14 protein-coding genes and 1 pseudogene are annotated in these 16,889 nt (G+C 68.2%); 5 read left to right on the top strand and 10 right to left on the bottom strand.

Annotated elements, in window-relative coordinates:
• Positions 1-13: 13 nt before the first annotated feature.
• From OG456_RS02705 to OG456_RS02695, 3 genes are all read left to right on the top strand, one after another.
• Positions 14-1,276, top strand: a complete 1,263-nt coding sequence (locus OG456_RS02705; RefSeq protein WP_266556858.1) for an MFS transporter — start codon at positions 14-16, stop codon at positions 1,274-1,276.
• A gap of 237 nt (positions 1,277-1,513) precedes the next feature.
• On the top strand, positions 1,514-1,894 hold the full coding sequence (locus OG456_RS02700) for an aromatic amino acid lyase (RefSeq protein WP_266556856.1): 381 nt from the start codon (positions 1,514-1,516) through the stop codon (positions 1,892-1,894).
• A gap of 641 nt (positions 1,895-2,535) precedes the next feature.
• Complete coding sequence (locus OG456_RS02695) at positions 2,536-2,901, top strand: hypothetical protein (RefSeq protein WP_266556854.1); 366 nt, start codon at positions 2,536-2,538, stop codon at positions 2,899-2,901.
• Between the two features lie 547 nt (positions 2,902-3,448).
• On the opposite strand, the gene OG456_RS02690 is transcribed toward OG456_RS02695, so the two are convergent.
• From OG456_RS02690 to OG456_RS02680, 3 genes are all read right to left on the bottom strand, one after another.
• Positions 3,449-4,057, bottom strand: coding sequence for an IS3 family transposase (locus OG456_RS02690; protein ID WP_266556853.1), 609 nt, complete (start codon positions 4,055-4,057; stop codon positions 3,449-3,451).
• Positions 3,993-4,379 (bottom strand): transposase, encoded by a 387-nt coding sequence (locus OG456_RS02685; protein ID WP_266556852.1) that lies wholly within the window; start codon positions 4,377-4,379, stop codon positions 3,993-3,995. Before OG456_RS02685 ends, OG456_RS02690 begins: the two co-directional genes overlap by 65 nt.
• 367 nt (positions 4,380-4,746) lie before the next feature.
• Positions 4,747-5,325 (bottom strand): YcxB family protein, encoded by a 579-nt coding sequence (locus OG456_RS02680; RefSeq protein WP_266556850.1) that lies wholly within the window; start codon positions 5,323-5,325, stop codon positions 4,747-4,749.
• A 133-nt stretch (positions 5,326-5,458) separates the two neighbouring features.
• Between OG456_RS02680 and OG456_RS02675 the strand changes: the two genes are divergently transcribed.
• Positions 5,459-6,850 carry an IS1380 family transposase gene (locus OG456_RS02675; protein WP_266556848.1) on the top strand — a complete coding sequence of 464 codons (1,392 nt, stop codon included), beginning with the start codon at positions 5,459-5,461 and terminating at the stop codon, positions 6,848-6,850.
• A 936-nt stretch (positions 6,851-7,786) separates the two neighbouring features.
• Here OG456_RS02675 and OG456_RS02670 read toward each other — a convergent pair.
• Together OG456_RS02670 and OG456_RS02665 are read right to left on the bottom strand one after the other, a co-directional pair.
• Complete coding sequence (locus tag OG456_RS02670) at positions 7,787-7,948, bottom strand: hypothetical protein (protein ID WP_164324575.1); 162 nt, start codon at positions 7,946-7,948, stop codon at positions 7,787-7,789.
• On the bottom strand, positions 7,945-9,177 hold the full coding sequence (locus OG456_RS02665) for an IS701 family transposase (protein ID WP_266556846.1): 1,233 nt from the start codon (positions 9,175-9,177) through the stop codon (positions 7,945-7,947). The genes OG456_RS02670 and OG456_RS02665 overlap by 4 nt, the downstream gene beginning before the upstream one ends.
• Before the next feature lie 660 nt (positions 9,178-9,837).
• On the opposite strand from OG456_RS02665, the gene ltrA reads away from it, so the two are divergent.
• Positions 9,838-11,097 (top strand): group II intron reverse transcriptase/maturase, encoded by a 1,260-nt coding sequence (gene ltrA, locus OG456_RS02660; protein WP_266569009.1) that lies wholly within the window; start codon positions 9,838-9,840, stop codon positions 11,095-11,097.
• Positions 11,098-11,442: 345 nt separating this feature from the next.
• Here ltrA and OG456_RS02655 read toward each other — a convergent pair whose 3' ends face one another.
• The 5 genes and pseudogenes from OG456_RS02655 to OG456_RS02635 all read right to left on the bottom strand — a co-directional run bounded on the left by OG456_RS02655 (position 11,443) and on the right by OG456_RS02635 (position 14,971).
• Entirely contained in the window at positions 11,443-12,423 is a 981-nt protein-coding gene (locus OG456_RS02655; RefSeq protein ID WP_266556844.1) for a CU044_5270 family protein, read from the bottom strand.
• On the bottom strand, positions 12,420-13,019 hold the full coding sequence (locus tag OG456_RS02650) for an RNA polymerase sigma factor (RefSeq protein WP_266556842.1): 600 nt from the start codon (positions 13,017-13,019) through the stop codon (positions 12,420-12,422). The genes OG456_RS02655 and OG456_RS02650 overlap by 4 nt, the downstream gene beginning before the upstream one ends.
• 105 nt (positions 13,020-13,124) lie before the next feature.
• Positions 13,125-13,481 (bottom strand): annotated as a pseudogene (locus OG456_RS02645) (TetR/AcrR family transcriptional regulator); the annotation flags it as partial.
• A gap of 423 nt (positions 13,482-13,904) precedes the next feature.
• Entirely contained in the window at positions 13,905-14,321 is a 417-nt protein-coding gene (locus OG456_RS02640) for a YeeE/YedE thiosulfate transporter family protein (RefSeq protein ID WP_266556840.1), read from the bottom strand.
• Entirely contained in the window at positions 14,321-14,971 is a 651-nt protein-coding gene (locus tag OG456_RS02635; RefSeq protein WP_266556838.1) for a YeeE/YedE thiosulfate transporter family protein, read from the bottom strand. The genes OG456_RS02640 and OG456_RS02635 overlap by 1 nt, the downstream gene beginning before the upstream one ends.
• Positions 14,972-16,889 lie beyond the last annotated feature (1,918 nt).

Genomic DNA, 16,889 nt, shown 5'->3' with positions numbered 1-16,889 from the left:
GTTCCACCTCCGAGTGACCGCCACCACCTTCGGCGCCAACTTCTCGGACGGCTACGCCCTGGGCGTCATCGGCGCGGCCCTGCCGATCCTGGACACCACGATGGGCCTGTCCGGCGCGTGGTCAGGGCTGCTCGGCGCCTCCGCACTGATCGGACTCTTCCTCGGAAGCATCCTGCTCGGCAGCGTCGCCGACCGGATCGGCCGGCAGCGACTCTATCTGTACAACTTCGTCCTCATCACGATCGCTTCCGCGCTCCAGATGTGGGCCACCGATCCGGCCGCGCTGTTCGCGCTGCGCCTGCTCATCGGCTTCGGCCTCGGCGCCGACTACGCCGTCGGCCCGACACTGCTCTCCGAGTTCGCGCCACAGCGACTGCGCGGACTACTGCTCGGCTCGCTCACTGTTCTGTGGACCGTGGGCTACGTAGCCGCCAACATCTTCGGCGCCCTGATCCCCGCCACCGACCAAGCCGCGCATCTGCTGCTCGCCAGCGGTTCACTGCCCGCGCTCCTGGTCCTGGTGCTGCGCATCGGCATCCCCGAGTCACCGAGCTGGCTGGCCACCCAGGGCCGGTACGCCGAGGCCGCCGAGATCCGCCGCACGTTCCTCAAGCAGGACATCGACCCGCAGGCCGCGCCGCCCACCCCGAAGGAGCCCGCCCCCACCGTCCGCTACCGGGAGCTGTTCGCCGCGGGACAGGCCACCAAGACCTGGTTCGGGATCATCTTCTACAGCGCCCAGGTGCTGCCCTACTTCGCGATCTACACCTTCACCGCCCAGATCCTCGGCACCCTCAACATCGGCGACACGACCGCGCAGAACATCGTCATCGACGTGGCCCTGCTCCTCGGCGGTGTCATCGGCCTGTGGCCGATGTTGCGCATGGGTCGACGTCCGTTCACGGTGCACAGCTTCCTGGTCCTGGCCGTCGCGCTCGGCGCCATGGCGGTACTCAGCGACGCCGGCAGCTGGGCCCTGATGATCCCGTTCGTCGCTTACACGTTCGTGATGGCAGGTGCCTCCAACATCACCCAGGTGTACCCGGCCGAGCTGTTCCCCACTGCACTGCGCGCCTCCGGCGTCGGTCTGCTCAACGGCAGCAGCCGGATCGCCTCCGCACTCGGCACCTTCCTGCTCCCGGTCAGCCTGGACGCCCTCGGGGTCGGCTGGACCATGGGCTGGATGACGCTTGTCCTCCTCGTCGGCTGGGCGGTGAGCCTCGCCTGGGCGCCGGAGACCCGTGACACCCTGACCGCCGAGGAATGGCACCACTGACGGACCGCACCACCCCGCTCGCCCTGGAGGGCACCGGCCTCACCGCCGTCGATGTCACCGCGGTCGCCCACGGCCGGGCCGGCGTCACCGTCGCACGGACGGCCCGGGACCGGGGCGCACGGCCCGCGAGAGCGCGCAAAGGATCGCCGCCCGCAGGCCCATCTACGGCTACACCACCGGCGTCGGCGCCAACCGAGCCGCCGCTGTCCCCACAGGCCCGGCCGAGGACACCTCGGCATGCGCCTGCTCCGCAGCCACAGCGGCGCCCTCGGCCCGCTCGCCCCGGACGACGTGCGGGCCATGCTCACGGTCCGCCTCAAGCAACTGCTCGCCGGTGGCGCCGCGGTCGACGCTGCCGTCCTTGAAGTCCTCGCCCAGGCGCTGTCCGGCGGCCACCCCCCGACGGTGCGCGAACGCGGCGCCATCGGCACCGGTGACCTCAGGGCCCTCGCCGAACTGGGTCTGCCCCTCGCCGGCGAGCTGCCCTGTCGGGCCGGGACCGGCCCGGCCCCGGCGCCCCTCACTCTGACCCGCTGGGACGCCCTCCCTCTCATCTCCAGCAGCGCCCTGACCTGTCCGGTCGGCGCTTGCCGCCACCCGCCTGGGCCACGTCCTTGACCAGGTGCCGCTGGTCGCGGCGCTCACCCTGACCGTGCTGCTTCAGGGCTCGCGTGAGCCGTACGCCGCCGTGGTCAGTCCGCATCCAACGTGCCGGCGGCCAGCTCGCGTTGCTCCCTCTCAATGCCCTTGCGCCAACCTGTCGTAGATCTTTCGCTCACGGGCGGAGGACCGTACAGCTGGCCTCTGGCAGGGCTGCTCCGCGATCGCGCACGACTCCGGAGGCCCTTGGGGTCTGTGGCGTCGCTGCTGGTCACAGGGACGCTTCTGCGTACTCGACGGCTGCCTGTCCACGGATAGTCCACGGGCGCTGATGCCTACCCGCATGTGCCGGACCGGTGCTGCGGGACGAGTCGGGGCGGGAGCTGCTGCTGGTGGAGGTACTCGCGGAGACGTGGGTCGTAGGGGAGCGCGAACTCGGGGGGATCGCGAGGTGCAAGTTCACCCTGGTGGACGGGGGAGTGACCCGTACGCGCGCGCGTGACGCCGACACGCCAGGCGCCGGTTCCCGATTCAATGATTTTTCGCTACATAAGGCGCCTTTGATGGCGAGTCGGACGTAACGGTGAATTGCGGGCGGGAATATGAATGCGTCCGACCCAGGCAGGCGCATGAGGCACCTGCCGTGAAAGGAGCATGGAATGCGGGTTTCCCGTTTTGTCGCCGCGCTGGGCGTCGCGGGCGCGATGCTGGTGGGCGGCGCCACTGGCGCCAGCGCCGCCGCCGCGCCTTCGGTGGTATCTCATGCCACGCACGACCGTGGTCACGACCGTGGTGACGACTACAGGCGCGGCGACCACGACGGCCCCTGGGGTCACCACCGCGACGGCCGCTGGGGTCACCACCGCGACGGCCGCTGGGGTCACGACCGCGATGGCCGTTGGGGTCACGACCGCGATGGCCGTTGGGGTCACGACCGCGATGGCCGTTGGGGTCACGACCGCGATGGCCGTTGGGGTCACGACCGCTACGACCGTTGGGGTCACGACCGCTACGACTACCGCTGACCGTCCTTAGAGGTGCCCTTCCGCTGTTGGGGGAGGGCACCCCTTCCGCGTCCTCCGCATACCTTCGGCCGCATTGACGCCCGCGGCTGGCCGAGATCTACGATCCGATCGATTCCGACCGCAGGGATCTGGGTCCGCTGGTGTCGTGCAGAAGTTCAATGCCCGTCGGGTGCCGGACATCGCCAGCAGGGACGGGTGCGCGACACTCGCTTTGGCAGGGCGGTAGGGCGAGTTGGCGCCTGACCTGCGGAATGCGGACTTCGGCGGCTGCTGGCTGTTACCTCCGCCAGCAGCCGCAGTTCCCCGTGAGTCCCCGCCCGTTCTGGCGCGGTTGTGGCACGAGTCGATTCTTTCCATGCGATACCGGCAGGGCTGTCTCTGGAGTCCGCTGTGTGGGGGGCTTCGTGGCCTCAGGGCTGCCGGCAGCCGTCGGTGTTCGGGGCGGTCCTGTGCTGGCTGTCGTACACCAAGGCAGGTGTGCAACCCTGCCGCAGTGACTGAGCCCTTCTTCCTCTGGCTGGCAGCGCTGCCGCAGGTTGTACCCGCCTCAGAGGCCCGAGTTCACTGGACGCTCAAGGATGAGCCCACACCCATGGCGACGCTGTTGGCAGGCGGATGGCAGAGCGTCGGCGACCAGGTCGGTCCGTAGGTGGTCGGCGGTGGCCCATCCGACCACCCGCCGCGAGGCGATGTCGATGACCGTGGCCAGGTAGAGCCAGCCCTCGTCGGTCGGGATGTAGGTGATGTCGCCGCACCAGCGGGTGTCGAGTCCTGTCGCGTCGGGAGCGAAGTTGCGGACCACGAGGTCGGGCCGGAGGGCGGCTCGTGGGTCAGGGATCGTGGTCACGTGCCGTCGTCTGCGGTGCCGGCCCTCCAGTCCGGCCGCCCGGATCAGCCGGGCAACCCGGCGGCGGCCACAGTCAGCACCTTCCTGCTTGAGCACGGCATGGACGCGTGGGGCTCCATAGGTTCCGCGGGACCGCTCGTGGACTGCGGCGATCTGCCAGGTCAGCTCGGCGTCCTGGACAGCTCGGGGACCGGGCTTGCCACTGCGGCGGGCGTAGAAGGCGGTGCGGGAGACCTTGAGCAGTTCACATGCGCGCTTGACGCTGTGACCAGCGCGTTTCTCCGCCTCGATGAACGGGTGCACCGTCACCGGGTCTCCTTCGCGAAGAAAGCCGTCTTAGATTCAACTGGTGAGAGCAACAGTGCTGGTTGAGGATGTCGACGTCTTCCCGCAGTCGGCGGTTCTCCCGCCGCAAAGCCGCCAATTCCTCACGTTCGCTGCTGGTCAGCCCATCCCTCTCGCCGGCGTCGACCTCGGCTTGGCTGACCCACAGCCGCACCGCGGTCTCGGTCAGGTCGAAGTCCTTGGCGATCTGGCCGACCGAGCGGTCACCGCGTCGGCACAGCTCGACGATCTCGGCCTTGAACTCCGGCGTGAACGAGCGGCGAGGGCGTGGCTTCTTCTTCCCCATGCTCTCCATGATGGACATCCTTCCGAGGCGGAGCCCCTGATCTCAGATGTCCGTCAAAGCGGATCAAGCCTTCTGGTTCGAGGAATGGCGAGGTGATCGAGGATGGTGGTCGCAGCACTTGGAGTAGTCGATCTCGAATGCCGGTCGGCGTTCCAGGAGCGCCGCTTTAGGAGCGAGGTTGGGCGATCACGTGTGTGACCAGTGGATTCCCTACCCTGGGCAGGGCGGGTCGAGCTCACCGCTGCGAACCCCGGGTCCCCGTGAGTCCCTGTCCGTTCTGGCACGAGAGTGGCACGGTCCGGGGACCGCGCCTTGAGCCGCTCGATACGAACTACGGGCGGGCGGTCCCTGATGTCTGTCCTGCTGGTCAGTCGGTCGATGGCGACTGCCGCCGGTCGGCCGGGGGCTGATCCACGGCAGTGGCAAGGCAGTTGCTGAGGACGCGGCGGCACACTGGAACGAGTGACGGGTCCGATAGCCCACGCTTGGGTATCGCGACAGAGGGTTTGCCTGAGCGGCCCATCAGGACGAACTGGCGGTCGTACTCCACCAGCTCACTGAACCTCGACCAGGCGTAAGTGTGCGTAACGCCGTCTGTCCTCACGGTCAGCGCTTCCTCGGTTATCACCTGCTCGTAAGGTCGCTGAAGGCCAGGAGAACGGTTCCAGACCTTGCGTGCGCTGCGACGGAGGCCCCAGCGGGAGGAGAGGATGAATACGCGGTAGCTGTAGCCAACGAACATCGCCGCACAGAACAACGTGATGACCGAGGTGTCCGGCAGATCGCCGGGGATTGTCCCGGGCGAGCCCAAGATCACCGTTAGCGCGAGGCTTACGCCTGAGTTCGCCAGAGCTCTCTTACGTGCGCGGCGCCGGGTGGGGGACTTGGCGGCCATTTCCGCGATGTCGTCGCTCTCCGGCACATAGCTCAGCGTCAGCGCTTGCATGCCCTCGCCTTAGCCTCGATCCACCGAGTGACTCGCGTGCTGTGGATGAGCAATCAAGAAGAGGTACCTGCTGACCTGCGATGATGGGAGTTCTGACGCTTCCAGCACGCACAATCAGCAAGGCACCTCGTAGATGCAAGTTTCCCATACTCCGGCAGCGGTCTCCGCTGCGTTCGATGACCCGAACCTGATCGCGTATGCCGGGCTGCTGCCGGTGCTGCGGCTGGCCGAGCGGTGCGGGCTGTCGCGGCTGGTGGCCGAGAAGGTGAAGCTGACCGGCGCGAGGAACGGGGCGGGGGCTGCGGCGGACGCCAAGGTCACCAGCATTGTGGGCGGCATGGCCGCGGGTGCGGACACCATCGACGACCTTCACGTCCTGCGGCACGGGGCGATGCCGGCCGTGTTCGCAGGTACCCGTGCCCCGTCCACACTGGGCACCTTCCTCCGCGCGTTCACCCACGGTCATGCCCTTCAACTCCACGCTGTCCACCGCCGGTTCCTGGCCGCACTGGCCGCGCACACCCCCTTGCTGCCGGGCTCGGACGAGCTGGCGTTCATCGATGTCGACTCCACCCACAAGCGGGTCTACGGCCGGGCGAAACAGGGCGCCGGGTACGGCCGGTTCAAGGGCATCCGCACCCTGCACCCGCTACTCGCCACGGTCTGCACCCCACAATCGAGGCCGGTGATCGCCGGCGTACGGATGCGACGCGGCAAGGCAGCAGACTCCCGAGGCGCCCCGAAATTCGTGAGCGAGGCCCTGGCCACCGCCCGCGAGGCCGGCTGCACCGGGACCCGTATCCTGCGGGCCGACTCACAGTTCTACAACGCCGGGGTGATCGCCGCCTGCCGCCGGGCCGGCGCCCACTTTTCGATCACCACCGGGATGAACCCCTCCATCAAGCGGGCCGTCCTCGGCATCCCCAACGATGCCTGGCAGCACATCAGTTACCCGACCGCGGTGCCCGACCCCGCCACCGGTGAGCTCATCTCGGACGCCGAAGTCGCCGAGATACCCCAATACACCGCGTTCGCGAGCCGCAAAAAGAGTGACCAGGTCACCGCCCGACTGATCGTGCGCCGGGTCCGTGACCTGGCCAAACCCGCCGTTGTGGGTGAGCAGGGCGAGCTGTTTCCCGTCTGGCGCTACCACCCCTTCTTCACCGACCAGCCTGCCGCAACGCTGCAGGCCGAGCGGGAACACCGCCACCACGCCGTGGTCGAGCAGGTCATCGCGGACAGCAAAGCCGGAGCTCTGGCGCACCTGCCCTCCGGGAACTTCCACGCCAACGCGGCCTGGCTCACCCTGTGGGCGATGACCTACAACCTGCTGCGGGCCACCGGCTCCCTGACCTCCGCCTTCCACGCCAAAGCCACCACCGCCACTCTCCGCACCCACCTGGTCCAGGTTCCGGCCCGGATCGCCCGCTCCGCACGACGCATCACCCTGCACCTGCCACACAACTGGCCCTGGCAGCACGCCTGGACACACCTCTTCGACACCGTCCACGGCCCACCCGGCTGACACGAACAGCCCCTACCCGACCCGCCCGCCGCCAGGGCCCAATCGGAACCGAACCCGTGGAAAAGCTGGGCAGACCAGCGGCTACAACCTGCCCGTGCCCAACCGCCGACCTGAAACCGGCTCGCAACCGGTCACAAGATCACTCCCCAAACCACGTCGGTGGATCAAGGCTTAGTGATCCCAATAGTGTGAGGTACGGATCATAGGGTGACGCTGGCCATTGGGCAGCCGCACGTGCCCCCTTCCTTGCCACCACACTCCCCTAGCTTCCATCCCGTCCGCCGTCGACCCGCACACCGTGGAGCGGGCGTGGTTCAGGGGCGTCAAGGTGGAGCGCACCACTGTACGAACGACCTTGACGCCCCTGGGCCGCGTCTGCTCGGCTTTGCCTGGGTCGATGGTGGACGGGATGGAAGCCCGCAACCCTCGCCACCCACGGCCCGCAGTCGGCAACGGTGCCCCCTTCATCCCGGTGCCCGCCGATCCCCCGCCGGAGGCATCATCTTGTGCCCGCGGATGACGTCCCGCCCTTGCCCGCATGCACGCAGCGTGCCGCCGGGCGCGGCCAGCCGGGGCGCAGACAGGAGGCAGGCCGCGCCGCAGAGGCGGCGCGTGCCCGCGCCGTGCGCGGGCTCTTGATGAAGTAGGGAAAGTTCTATCGCGTTGGTGTCAGGCGCTTGCTGTCGTGGCTCCGGCACCTGGGGTCGGCGCCATCGAGGCCGTTCAGGAGATGGCATCCTCAAGCGGAACCCGGAGCAGTGGCCAGGCAGATAGACACGCACGCAGAAACAGGTGAGGTGTCTACCGAATCCGGTAAGCACCCACCTCACCTGGTGTTTCAGCTGCCGGGGTGGCGGGACTTGAACCCACGACCTCTTCGTCCCGAATAAGGTCAGGGCAGTGTCCAGAGCGCCTCTAGTACTACAGCCGGTGGTCTTACGGTGAGTGAGCGCGGGCGGTTCGGGTGCGGTAGTGGCTGGTTCGGGCTCGGGTCTGGTGGCGGGTGCGCCAGCGGTGCCAGTGCATGGCCAGCCAGGTCCGGGCGGTGCGGGCGGGAGCGAGGACGATCCGGTCGTACAGGCGGCGGATCTCGTTCACGGTCGGGGGTCGGGAGTCATCGGTGGGGCGGGTATGAGCCGGCTCCGGACGGTGACGAGGAAGGCCATGGCGAGCATGCACACGGTGGTGTGCCGGTACCACGAGCACCATTTGCGTACCTCGTGCTCGTCCAGCCCCACCTGTCCCTTGGCGACCTGGAACGACTCCTCCACCATCCAGCGCTGTCCGGCGGCGACGACCATCTCGGCCAGGGTTGTGTCCAGGTGGGTGTGGCACAGGAAGTAGGCGATCTCCCGGACGAGTTCGCCGGTCTTCTTGTCCTTCTTGTTGGGCACGATCGAGCGGCGGATCAGCAGATGCCGCTCGAAGTCCCCTTCAGTGGTGGCGAGTTGGACGGTGGCCCAGTCGTACTCGCGCGGGCCCTTGGCGCCGTCCGCGCAGGGCCGGCGCTCGAAGGCGTCCTCGGGTACCAGCGCCCACAGCTCGCGGGCCTGCCGGGTGCGCCCGTCGGGCAGCGGCAGCACCTCATCTTTCGGGACGGCGAGCACGTAGCGGACGTGGTGTTCCTCCAGCCAGGCGCGCAGCGCCCGGCACTGCCCGTATGCCTCGTCGGCCAGGAAGTAGGTGAACGGCACCGAGGCCGCCAGCGCGCGCTCCAGCATCCGCCGGGCCAGCTCCGGTTTGGTGACCACCGCGCTCGCGCGTTCGGGCGGGATGCCCTGCTCGGCGCAGCGGCGTTCGTGCTCCACGGTGGTGCCGGCCCAGTTCCTGCCGAGGTAGAGCTCGGCGTCGATCAGAGTGCGACCCCGGCGGGATCCGTACGACAGGTGCACGCTGACCTGGGCATTCTCGACCCTGCCCGCAGTTCCGGTGTACTGCCGCTGGACACCGGCGGTCTTGGTGCCCTTCTTGATGTCGCCGGTCTCGTCCGCGATCAGCACCGCGTCGTCGTCGGCCAGGGCGTCGACCGCGACGGCGCGGACCCGGTCGCGCAGTTCGTCCGCATCCCACGCGGCCTTGGCCAAAAAGCCCTGCAGCCGGTCCGGGTTGGGGTGGCCGGCCGCCTCCGCGAGCTGCCACAGGTTCTTGCGCGGCACCTCGCTCAGCAGCCCACGCACCATCGCCCGCAGGTTCTCCCGGGAGGCCGGACGCGCAAACACATCGTCTACCGAGGCACACAACGCCTCCAGCTCCCCCTCAAGCTCCCGCACTTGGCCCTCGGCCAGCTCGTCCGTCCGCACCACACCAAGCGACAGTTTCAACCCCACGAACGGAGCAACGAGCCAACCATCGTCACGTCACGTGAACCACCGGCTGTAGTACTAGTCGGCATTTCGGCTGGTCTTGTGTCCTGAACATGAAAGGGAGTTGGTTGTAGGCAACTTCTGGAAGTGATGCTGTGCGGAAGATGAAGGTTTTGTGGCCCTTCAGAGCCGCCCTGTGGGGGGAGGCTCTAAACCGCCTCATGCTGCGTTAGCTAATGACTGTCGTGGTGAGCGATGAGGGAAAAGGTGTCGTAAGAGGCGTCAGGTGGGGATCGGGAAGACGAACGCAAGTGAATCGCTGCTGACGTGTCGAAAAGAAAATAGACGGCATCGAAACCGGGGTGTGACCAGAACTCCGGGATGAGCCTGGCGGGTGCCCGCTTATTGGCCGGGTGGTGTCCGGCATGTAGGCGACGTGAGTCCGGTCTGCGGCTTCCGCAGGGAACAGGAGAAGGCAGGTCCCGATACTGCCCGCCGAGCGGCGGGCGAGAGGGAGTGCTCCAAGCAGCAGTCACTGCAAGGGGTCGAGTACCGACGCGGGGCGTGCCGGCGGACCGGCTCGTAGTAGTGATGAAGCCCCTGTAACGGGGGTGGAGCGAAGGGGCCGGGTCGTTCGTGACTGAGTTTGATCGCATCAACCGGACGGCGTCCGGGAGGAGTTCGATGGGCCAGTTGAAATCGTCGACCAAGCCGTTTGATATTTCAAAGTGGGGAATCAAGGAGGCATGGGAGGAAGTCAGGGCTAACAAGGGTGCACCCGGTGTGGACGGGCAGAGCGTCGCGGACTTCGAGAAGGACCTTGAGAACAATCTGTACAAGGTCTGGAATCGCATGTCGTCGGGCTCATACTTTCCGCCTCCGGTGCGTGCGGTGGCCATTCCCAAGCCGCATGGGGGCGGCGAGAGAATGCTCGGCATTCCCGCTGTCGCCGACCGCGTGGCACAGACCGTGGTGGCCCGGCATCTGATGCGCAGGGTGGATCCCATTTTCCACCCGGACAGCTTCGGATACCGGCCCGGCCGGTCCGCCTTGGATGCGGTGGGGAAATGCCGGGAACGCTGCTGGAAAAGGGACTGGGTGGTGGAGTTCGACATCGCCAAGTTCTTCGACAGTGTGCCCTGGGACCTGCTGGTCAAGGCGGTGGAAGCGCACACCGACGCCGTCTGGGTGAAGTTGTACGTTCGGCGGTGGCTCGCTGCCCCGCTCGTCATGCCCGACGGCTCCCTGCTGGAGCGGGAGCGCGGGACCCCTCAAGGGGCCCCGGTATCTCCCGTCATGGCGAACCTGTTCCTGCACTACGCGTTCGACACCTGGATGGACCGGGAGTTCCCGTCCGTCTGGTTCGAACGGTATGCGGACGACGCGGTGCTGCACTGCGTCACCGAGCGCCAGGCCCGCCAAGTGCTGGCCGCGCTCACGGACAGGATGGTCGAAGTCGGGTTGCAGCTGCACCCGGACAAGACCCGGATCATCTACTGCAAGGACGGCCATCGACGTGGCCCTTACGAGCACACGTCGTTCACCTTCCTCGGGTACACGTTCCGCGCCAGGAGGAACCGGAGTCGGCACGGGCACCTGTTCCTGGCGTTCGACCCGGCGGTCAGCAAGGACGCCCTGAAAAAGATGGGGCGGGAGCTGCGGTCCTGGCACCTGCACACCCGCTCCGAACTGTCCTTCCACGAGCTCGCCCGCAGGATCAACCCTGTGGTGGCGGGCTGGCTCAACTACTACAGCCGCTTCAGGCCGTGGGAGCTGATCCCCTTCGTGATGCGCATCAACGCCTACCTGGTGCGCTGGATCCGCCAGAAGTACAAACGGCTCGCTGCCCAGCGGAAGGCCATCGCGAAGATGCAGGAGATCGCCCAGCGATACCCCCGCATGTTCGCGCACTGGCGCCTGACCACGGGTGCCGTATCGGTCTGACGACCAGAACGACAAGAGCCGTGTAACGGGCGACTGTTACGCACGGTTCTGTGAGAGCCGAGGGGTGAGATCCCCCTCGGCTACTCGGCAGCGCTTTGGGATGCGTTGGTATCGCGAGGTTCACGACGCCCCCGGGAGAAGATCTTCTCCCGGAATTCTCCCTGCGTCAGGTCTTGGGCGAAGTCGGTGTCGCGACCTTTGAGGGCGTGGGCGGTGTCGTGGCGAGATGTCAGTTGTCGACGACTAGTAGGGGAGGAGCGTCCGCCGGCGGTGGCGCCTTGACGCCGTCGAGCACGCGCGCAATCTCGTCGTACATGCGAACAGCTTCGGCGCCCCCGCCGGATGTCAGGGGCGGTCGCCCTTGTGGTCGACGACTCCCGTGGCCAGGAGCGCGTTCTGGAACATGAGGTCGCCCGCCTTCCAGGGCCGGTCAGGGGTGTCGTCGGCGCCCGGGAACGTATCCTTGTAGTCCTTGACGACGATCCATCGGTCGCCGAGGTACTGGTATGTGTGCGGGTCGATCAGGATCTCGCGGCGGACCTTCTGCCCCTTCTCGTCGTGCCCGACCGCGAGGGCGTCCCGGCCCGCGAGGTCCCGTACGAGATGGTCGGTGACCTCGGCGCCGGGGACCGCGGCCAGCGCGCGGTACAGCTTGGCGAGCGCCTGCGGCGGGATGGGCTGGGACGCGAACAGCACGCTCAGCGCACGCATGTCGTGCTCTCCCTCGGGCTCGGGGTTGCCCTTCCCGGACGGGTAGTAGGCGCGGACCTTCTTCAGCACGGCGGCCGGGTCGTCCGGCAGCTCGTCGAGAAAGCGGAGCCGTTCGCGCATGGAGCGGTCGTCGCCTTCCTTGCCGTTCTCGAAGCGCGGGTCCGCGTACCGCGCCCAGTGCTCCTGGGGCTCCGGCTCCGGCTCGGGCTGGGCGGCGGCGCTCTTGGGCCAGACTTCGGGACTGGCCGAGAGCTTCTTCTCGTAGACCCACTGGCCCGGGTGCGGCGTGGGCTGCGGATCAGTCCGCTCCACCGTGGACGCGGCCCGCTCCAGCACCTCCTTCACCGAACCCGGCACTGTCCGCGTCGCAGCCGGCATCGTGCGTTCCGCACCACTGTGGCCGCCCCCTCCGAGGCCGGAGGCCAGCACGGCCACCGCGGTGAGCGCGGCGGCGGCCCCGACCGCTGCGAGCCGCCAGTCGGCCCGCAGGCTGCGTCCCCGGCCACGCCCCTCGGCGCTGCTCAGCCGGTCCCGCCCCTCGGCGAGCCGTGCCCGGTCGGGCTTCGGCGCCCCGGCCCGGAACTCGCGTACGTCCTTCATCTCGTCCACGTTCACGGCCGGACCACCTCCGCCACTTCGCCCAGAAACGCCGGGTCGGCACCCAGCGCGGCCCGTACCTTGCGGCGGGCCCGGTTGAGCCGGGACCGCACGGTCCCGACGGGTATGCCGAGCGCCTCGGCGACCTCCTGGTAGGTCAGGTCGGCCCAGGCCACGAGCAGCAGCACATGCCGGTCGGCGGCGGACAGCGCAGCGAGCGCGTCCGCGAGCGGGGCGCGGTCGGCGACCAGGTCCGCGGTGTCCTCGACCCAGCCGGCCGCGACGGGGTCCTGGCCGGTCCTGGCCAGCGCCCGCAGACCGCGTACTTCCTTCCGGCGCTGCTTGCCGATGAGGTGCGCGGCGATCCCGTACAGCCAGGGCCGGGCACTGGCCCGCGAGGCGTCGTAGCGGGCACGCACCCGGAACGCGGTCAGGAACGTGTCGGCCGTGACGTCGTCCGCCGCGTGGTCGCCGAGGCGCCGGGCCGCGTACCGGTGGATGTCGGGTGCGTACCGGTCGTAGAGCCGGGCGAACAGCTCCGGATGTTCCAGGGACTGCGCGATGACATGGCCGTCGCGCTCGTCGCCGGGGTCGAGCGCCGGTGGTCCGATCACGGGTCCTCCGTCAGCGGGTGGGGTCGAGCGTGTCACCCGTTGTTCCCCGCTGCCCCGCGAAGAGTTCACGGCCGCACAGGATTTTCTCAGGGAGCGGGCGCGACCCTACGGCATCAGCCGCGCCAGCATCTCCCGTGCGTACCCGGCGTCGTACACCCCGCCCGTGAGCAGCACCTGCAGCGAGATCCCGTCCATGAGCGCGACCAGGGCCCGTGCCGCGACGGGATCGATGCGCTCGGCGAGGGCGTCGGACAGCTCCTGCCACCACTCGGCGGCGTCGGCGCGCAGCGCGGGATTGCGCAGCGCGGCGAGGTACAACTCGTACTCCAGCTCCACGCCGACCCGGTCCCCAGCGAGCCACTCGCCGAGCAGCCCGGCGAGCTCGTCGGCGAGGTCGAGCGCCGGGTCCTGGAAGGAGCCGCGCGCCGCGACAACCTTCGCGAACCCCTCGTTGGCCTGGCGAGTCATGGCATGGTCTCACCCGGTGCTTGGGAGGCACCGGGAGAAGATCTTCTCCCAGGTTTCTCCCAGCGCCCTCGAAGCGGTCAGGGGCCGGGAGGCGGCACCGGCAGAGCAAGCCGGAGGGTACTGACATGATCGCGTCCGATGCAGCTACGGTCTTCACCGTGCCCCTGACGATTCCCTCATTCATTCGGGGGGAGCGTCAGGAGCGAGGGCACATCGGTCGTCGCGCGCGAGCTACGCACCTTCCCTAGTCCGCACCCCTCCTTAGCCCCCATCCCGTCCACCGTCGACCCACACATGGGCGGAGCGAGTCTGGTCGCAGGCAGACCGTGCTCGCCCTTGAGCGAGGCCACGCTGGCAGGGCCCTTTACTGATGCGCGGGATGCGAAGGGCGAGCACGATTCGGTGGGGCGGCCTCGGTTACAGGCCGCAGGAGCCGCGGTCCAGGTGGAAGTAGCGGGCATTGGCCCAGCGGCACAGTCGGATACCGACGATGACGCCGACGATGGTGACAAGCGCGGGCACGTAACCGCTGGCGACCTGGATGATCGGGATCGCCGGGCACCCGCCCGAGATCGCCCAGCCGGTTCCGAACAGCACGGCGCCGGGGATCACGCCCGCGTGGATGCGCCCCGGAGTGCGGCGGATCCGCAGCAGAGCGAACGCGCACACGATGATCCCGACGGCACCCGCGAAGGAGAAGAACATCCGCAGGTCCTGGAAGGTGAACATGCGGTTCAGCTCGGCGTAGTCGCCGAAGCCGATACGGGAGACGGTGTAACCGAGAGCCAGTCCCGTGATGATGTTGGCCAGCAAAATCGCGCCTCGGGTGCGCATCAGATCACCTTCCACAGAAGGAACGAAACCGCGACGGCGGTGCCGAAGAACACGGCGGTCGCGACCAGGCTGACCGGGCGCAGACGGCCGCAGCCGTTGAGCCCGTGGCCGGAACTGCAGCCACCGGCCAGCCGAGTTCCGAAGCCGACCAGCACGCCTCCGATGAACAGCAGGACGATCATGGTGATCGGATTCGCGGTGACCACGTCCCGGAATCCCGGGCCCATGTCGAAGCGGAGGTGGAACTTCCCGGAGGTGACCGCAGCGATCAACCCGCCGAGGAAGATCGACACCAGCAGGGCGGCCTGGGTGACCAGCGGGGCCGGGGCTAGGGCCGAGGTGTCCTCATTCACCGTTGGTTCGACGTCCGTATGGACCGGCTGTGACGTGCCGTACGGAACCGGCGGCACGGTGGGCGCGGCGTAGTCGGTGCCGAAGTGCTCCGCCGTCGCTACGGCGAGAGCCTCGGCGAGCGCTCGCTCGTCGGTGAACTCCTCGTCCATGCGCTCGAGCCGACGCTCCCTGCGCCAGTGCAGGACGCGATCCCACGCGGACGACACCCCGAACGACCGATCCGTGGTGAGGGCGTAGTTGATGGTGATCAGAGCGAGCCCGGCAGCGCCGGCCCACCAGGGCCAGTAGCCACTCATGCGGGGCCTCCCATCCATTCGGTGAATCGAGCCCAGAGGCCGCGTTTTGGTCTGGAGCTCTGCCCAGCGCGTCTGGGCGGACGCTCTGCGGGCCGGGGAGCCCGTGCGGACGATGACGGCGTGTAATGCGACGCCGAGATCGTCGGGGACGCCGGCCCGAACTGAGCCGCAGCATCCGATGCCGTGGTCACAGGTTCGGACGGCTCTGCCGGCCAAGCCGGTGCCGGCTGCGACCAGGACGGGTTCTCCTGCTGCCAAGGATTGGGCTGGGGGGGACGAGCCTGCTGGGACCCCTGCTCAGGTCCGGCGGCGCTGGACCGGTCCGCGCCCTCGGCCGTGTCTTCTAGGTGGCGTGCGCGGGCTCCATTGGGCAGCAGGCTGATCGGCACGCGCTCGCCGGTGAGTGACACCTGGTAGCGCGCACAGCCGAGCCATTGATCCTCGCTGTCGCAGTAATAGTCGCGCCACCCCTGCAAACTCGCCTTGAGCAAGGGGAAAAGGGGGCATCCTGCGGTGTGCGAGCAACCCACGTCGCTCCCTTCTGACCGGCGCACACCACCCGTTTTATGAGGGGCGGCTGCCGTTCTCGGTCTCTTGCCCCGACGCGCCCATGTCGGCGATGCCGAAAGCGCGTTGATGGCCTGTCACGGTGCGGAGCAGTGCCTTCCTGCCTCGACCGGGCGTGATGCAACCACTGTTTCGGTATCGCAAGCAATTCCGGACACGGCCGGACCCGCTTGACATCGCCGAGCGCGAAATATCACGCAATATCGGGTGTACCGCGCCCGCATGGTCGGCCTTTCTGCGTGCAGAAGTAATGCTTCCGTGGAGGCTGTGCACACGTGGGCTTCACTTATGGCGAAAGCATGAATTGGGCTGTGACGAAACTGTTGATATTACTGGTCGTTAACGAGGGCGCGAAGGAAGGAGACCCATGTGTCAACGTGCTGTCTGCCAGTCATGCCGGAAGGTGACCTACGAGGGCTGCGGAGGGCACGTGGAGCAAGTACTCGCCGGCGTGCCGACACCGCAGCGGTGCATCTGTGAGCCAGGGAAGCGCAAACCGGTACGCGCACGGGAGCCGCTGACTCCGCCGGGGCCGAATCCAGGCAGGCCAAGGGATGGCCGGTGGGCCCGGCTCATCGCGTGGATGAAAAGCGCTGCCTAGGGCCGGTCGAACGGCCCCTTCGGCAACACCTTGATCGACCGTAGGGCGGCCCGTGAGGACTGGGCTCGTGGCTTCGCGCGCTCGCGCCCAGGAGGCGGCGGCTGTCATCTGCGATCGGCTCCACGAGCCGGCTCACCCGGATGATTTCGTGAGCCTGGGGGTGACACTCGGTCTCAGTGACGACACGGGCGACTTCTGGCACGAGTACGTCGTTGGCGTCGAGCGGTCGGTGCGCTGCTTCCCCGAGGTCAGAGAAGGTCTCGGTCGGCTCGCCGTGTCCCCTGCGCGAACTGCGGCACCCCGGCCCGCTCCACCCGCATCATCGACACCCCAGAGCATGGCCGGCACTGGCTCGACCTTTGCCGGGACTGCACGCTCGCCACCGTCGACCGCAGCCGGCCGGTCGTGCCGCTCGCCGACACGGTGGCCGTACCGCGCGACGCCGCCCGCGAGGCCGGCGTCGCCCTGGCCGTCCTCGTCGACGAGCTGCCACCGCGGCCGTGACACAGTGCTCGGGTGGATGATCCGGAACGCTGCCGACTGACCCTCACCTCCGACGGAGCCGTGTGATGCAGGGCTGGTGGCCTGACCGCGCGACTGGAGGGCGACCTCTCGTGGATCGGCACCTACAGCAGCGTAGCGGGCGCGCGGATCGTCCTCACCGAGCGAGGTGACGACGGGGAGGAGCGCGTCCTCCAGCGGTGGCCCGGTGACGAGGTATAGACCTCGCCTCTGTCGGTGCCTGCTCCA

Origin of the sequence: Streptomyces sp. NBC_01446 (assembly GCF_026340095.1) — a bacterium.
Lineage (GTDB): Bacteria > Actinomycetota > Actinomycetes > Streptomycetales > Streptomycetaceae > Streptomyces > Streptomyces aureus.
The sequence above is the reverse complement of the archived record's forward strand: the minus strand, read 5'-3'. Positions and strand labels throughout refer to the sequence as shown.

What these genes read in the sequence shown, in the direction of transcription:
- OG456_RS02700 (WP_266556856.1), top strand. Translation starts at nt 1,514, where the DNA reads ATGCGCCTGCTCCGCAGCCACAGCGGCGCCCTCGGCCCGCTCGCCCCG.
- ltrA (WP_266569009.1), top strand. Translation starts at nt 9,838, where the DNA reads ATGGGCCAGTTGAAATCGTCGACCAAGCCGTTTGATATTTCAAAGTGG.
- OG456_RS02695 (WP_266556854.1), top strand. Translation starts at nt 2,536, where the DNA reads ATGCGGGTTTCCCGTTTTGTCGCCGCGCTGGGCGTCGCGGGCGCGATG.
- OG456_RS02635 (WP_266556838.1), bottom strand. Translation starts at nt 14,971, where the DNA reads ATGAGTGGCTACTGGCCCTGGTGGGCCGGCGCTGCCGGGCTCGCTCTG.
- OG456_RS02685 (WP_266556852.1), bottom strand. Translation starts at nt 4,379, where the DNA reads ATGGGGAAGAAGAAGCCACGCCCTCGCCGCTCGTTCACGCCGGAGTTC.
- OG456_RS02640 (WP_266556840.1), bottom strand. Translation starts at nt 14,321, where the DNA reads ATGCGCACCCGAGGCGCGATTTTGCTGGCCAACATCATCACGGGACTG.
- OG456_RS02675 (WP_266556848.1), top strand. Translation starts at nt 5,459, where the DNA reads ATGCAAGTTTCCCATACTCCGGCAGCGGTCTCCGCTGCGTTCGATGAC.
- OG456_RS02680 (WP_266556850.1), bottom strand. Translation starts at nt 5,325, where the DNA reads ATGCAAGCGCTGACGCTGAGCTATGTGCCGGAGAGCGACGACATCGCG.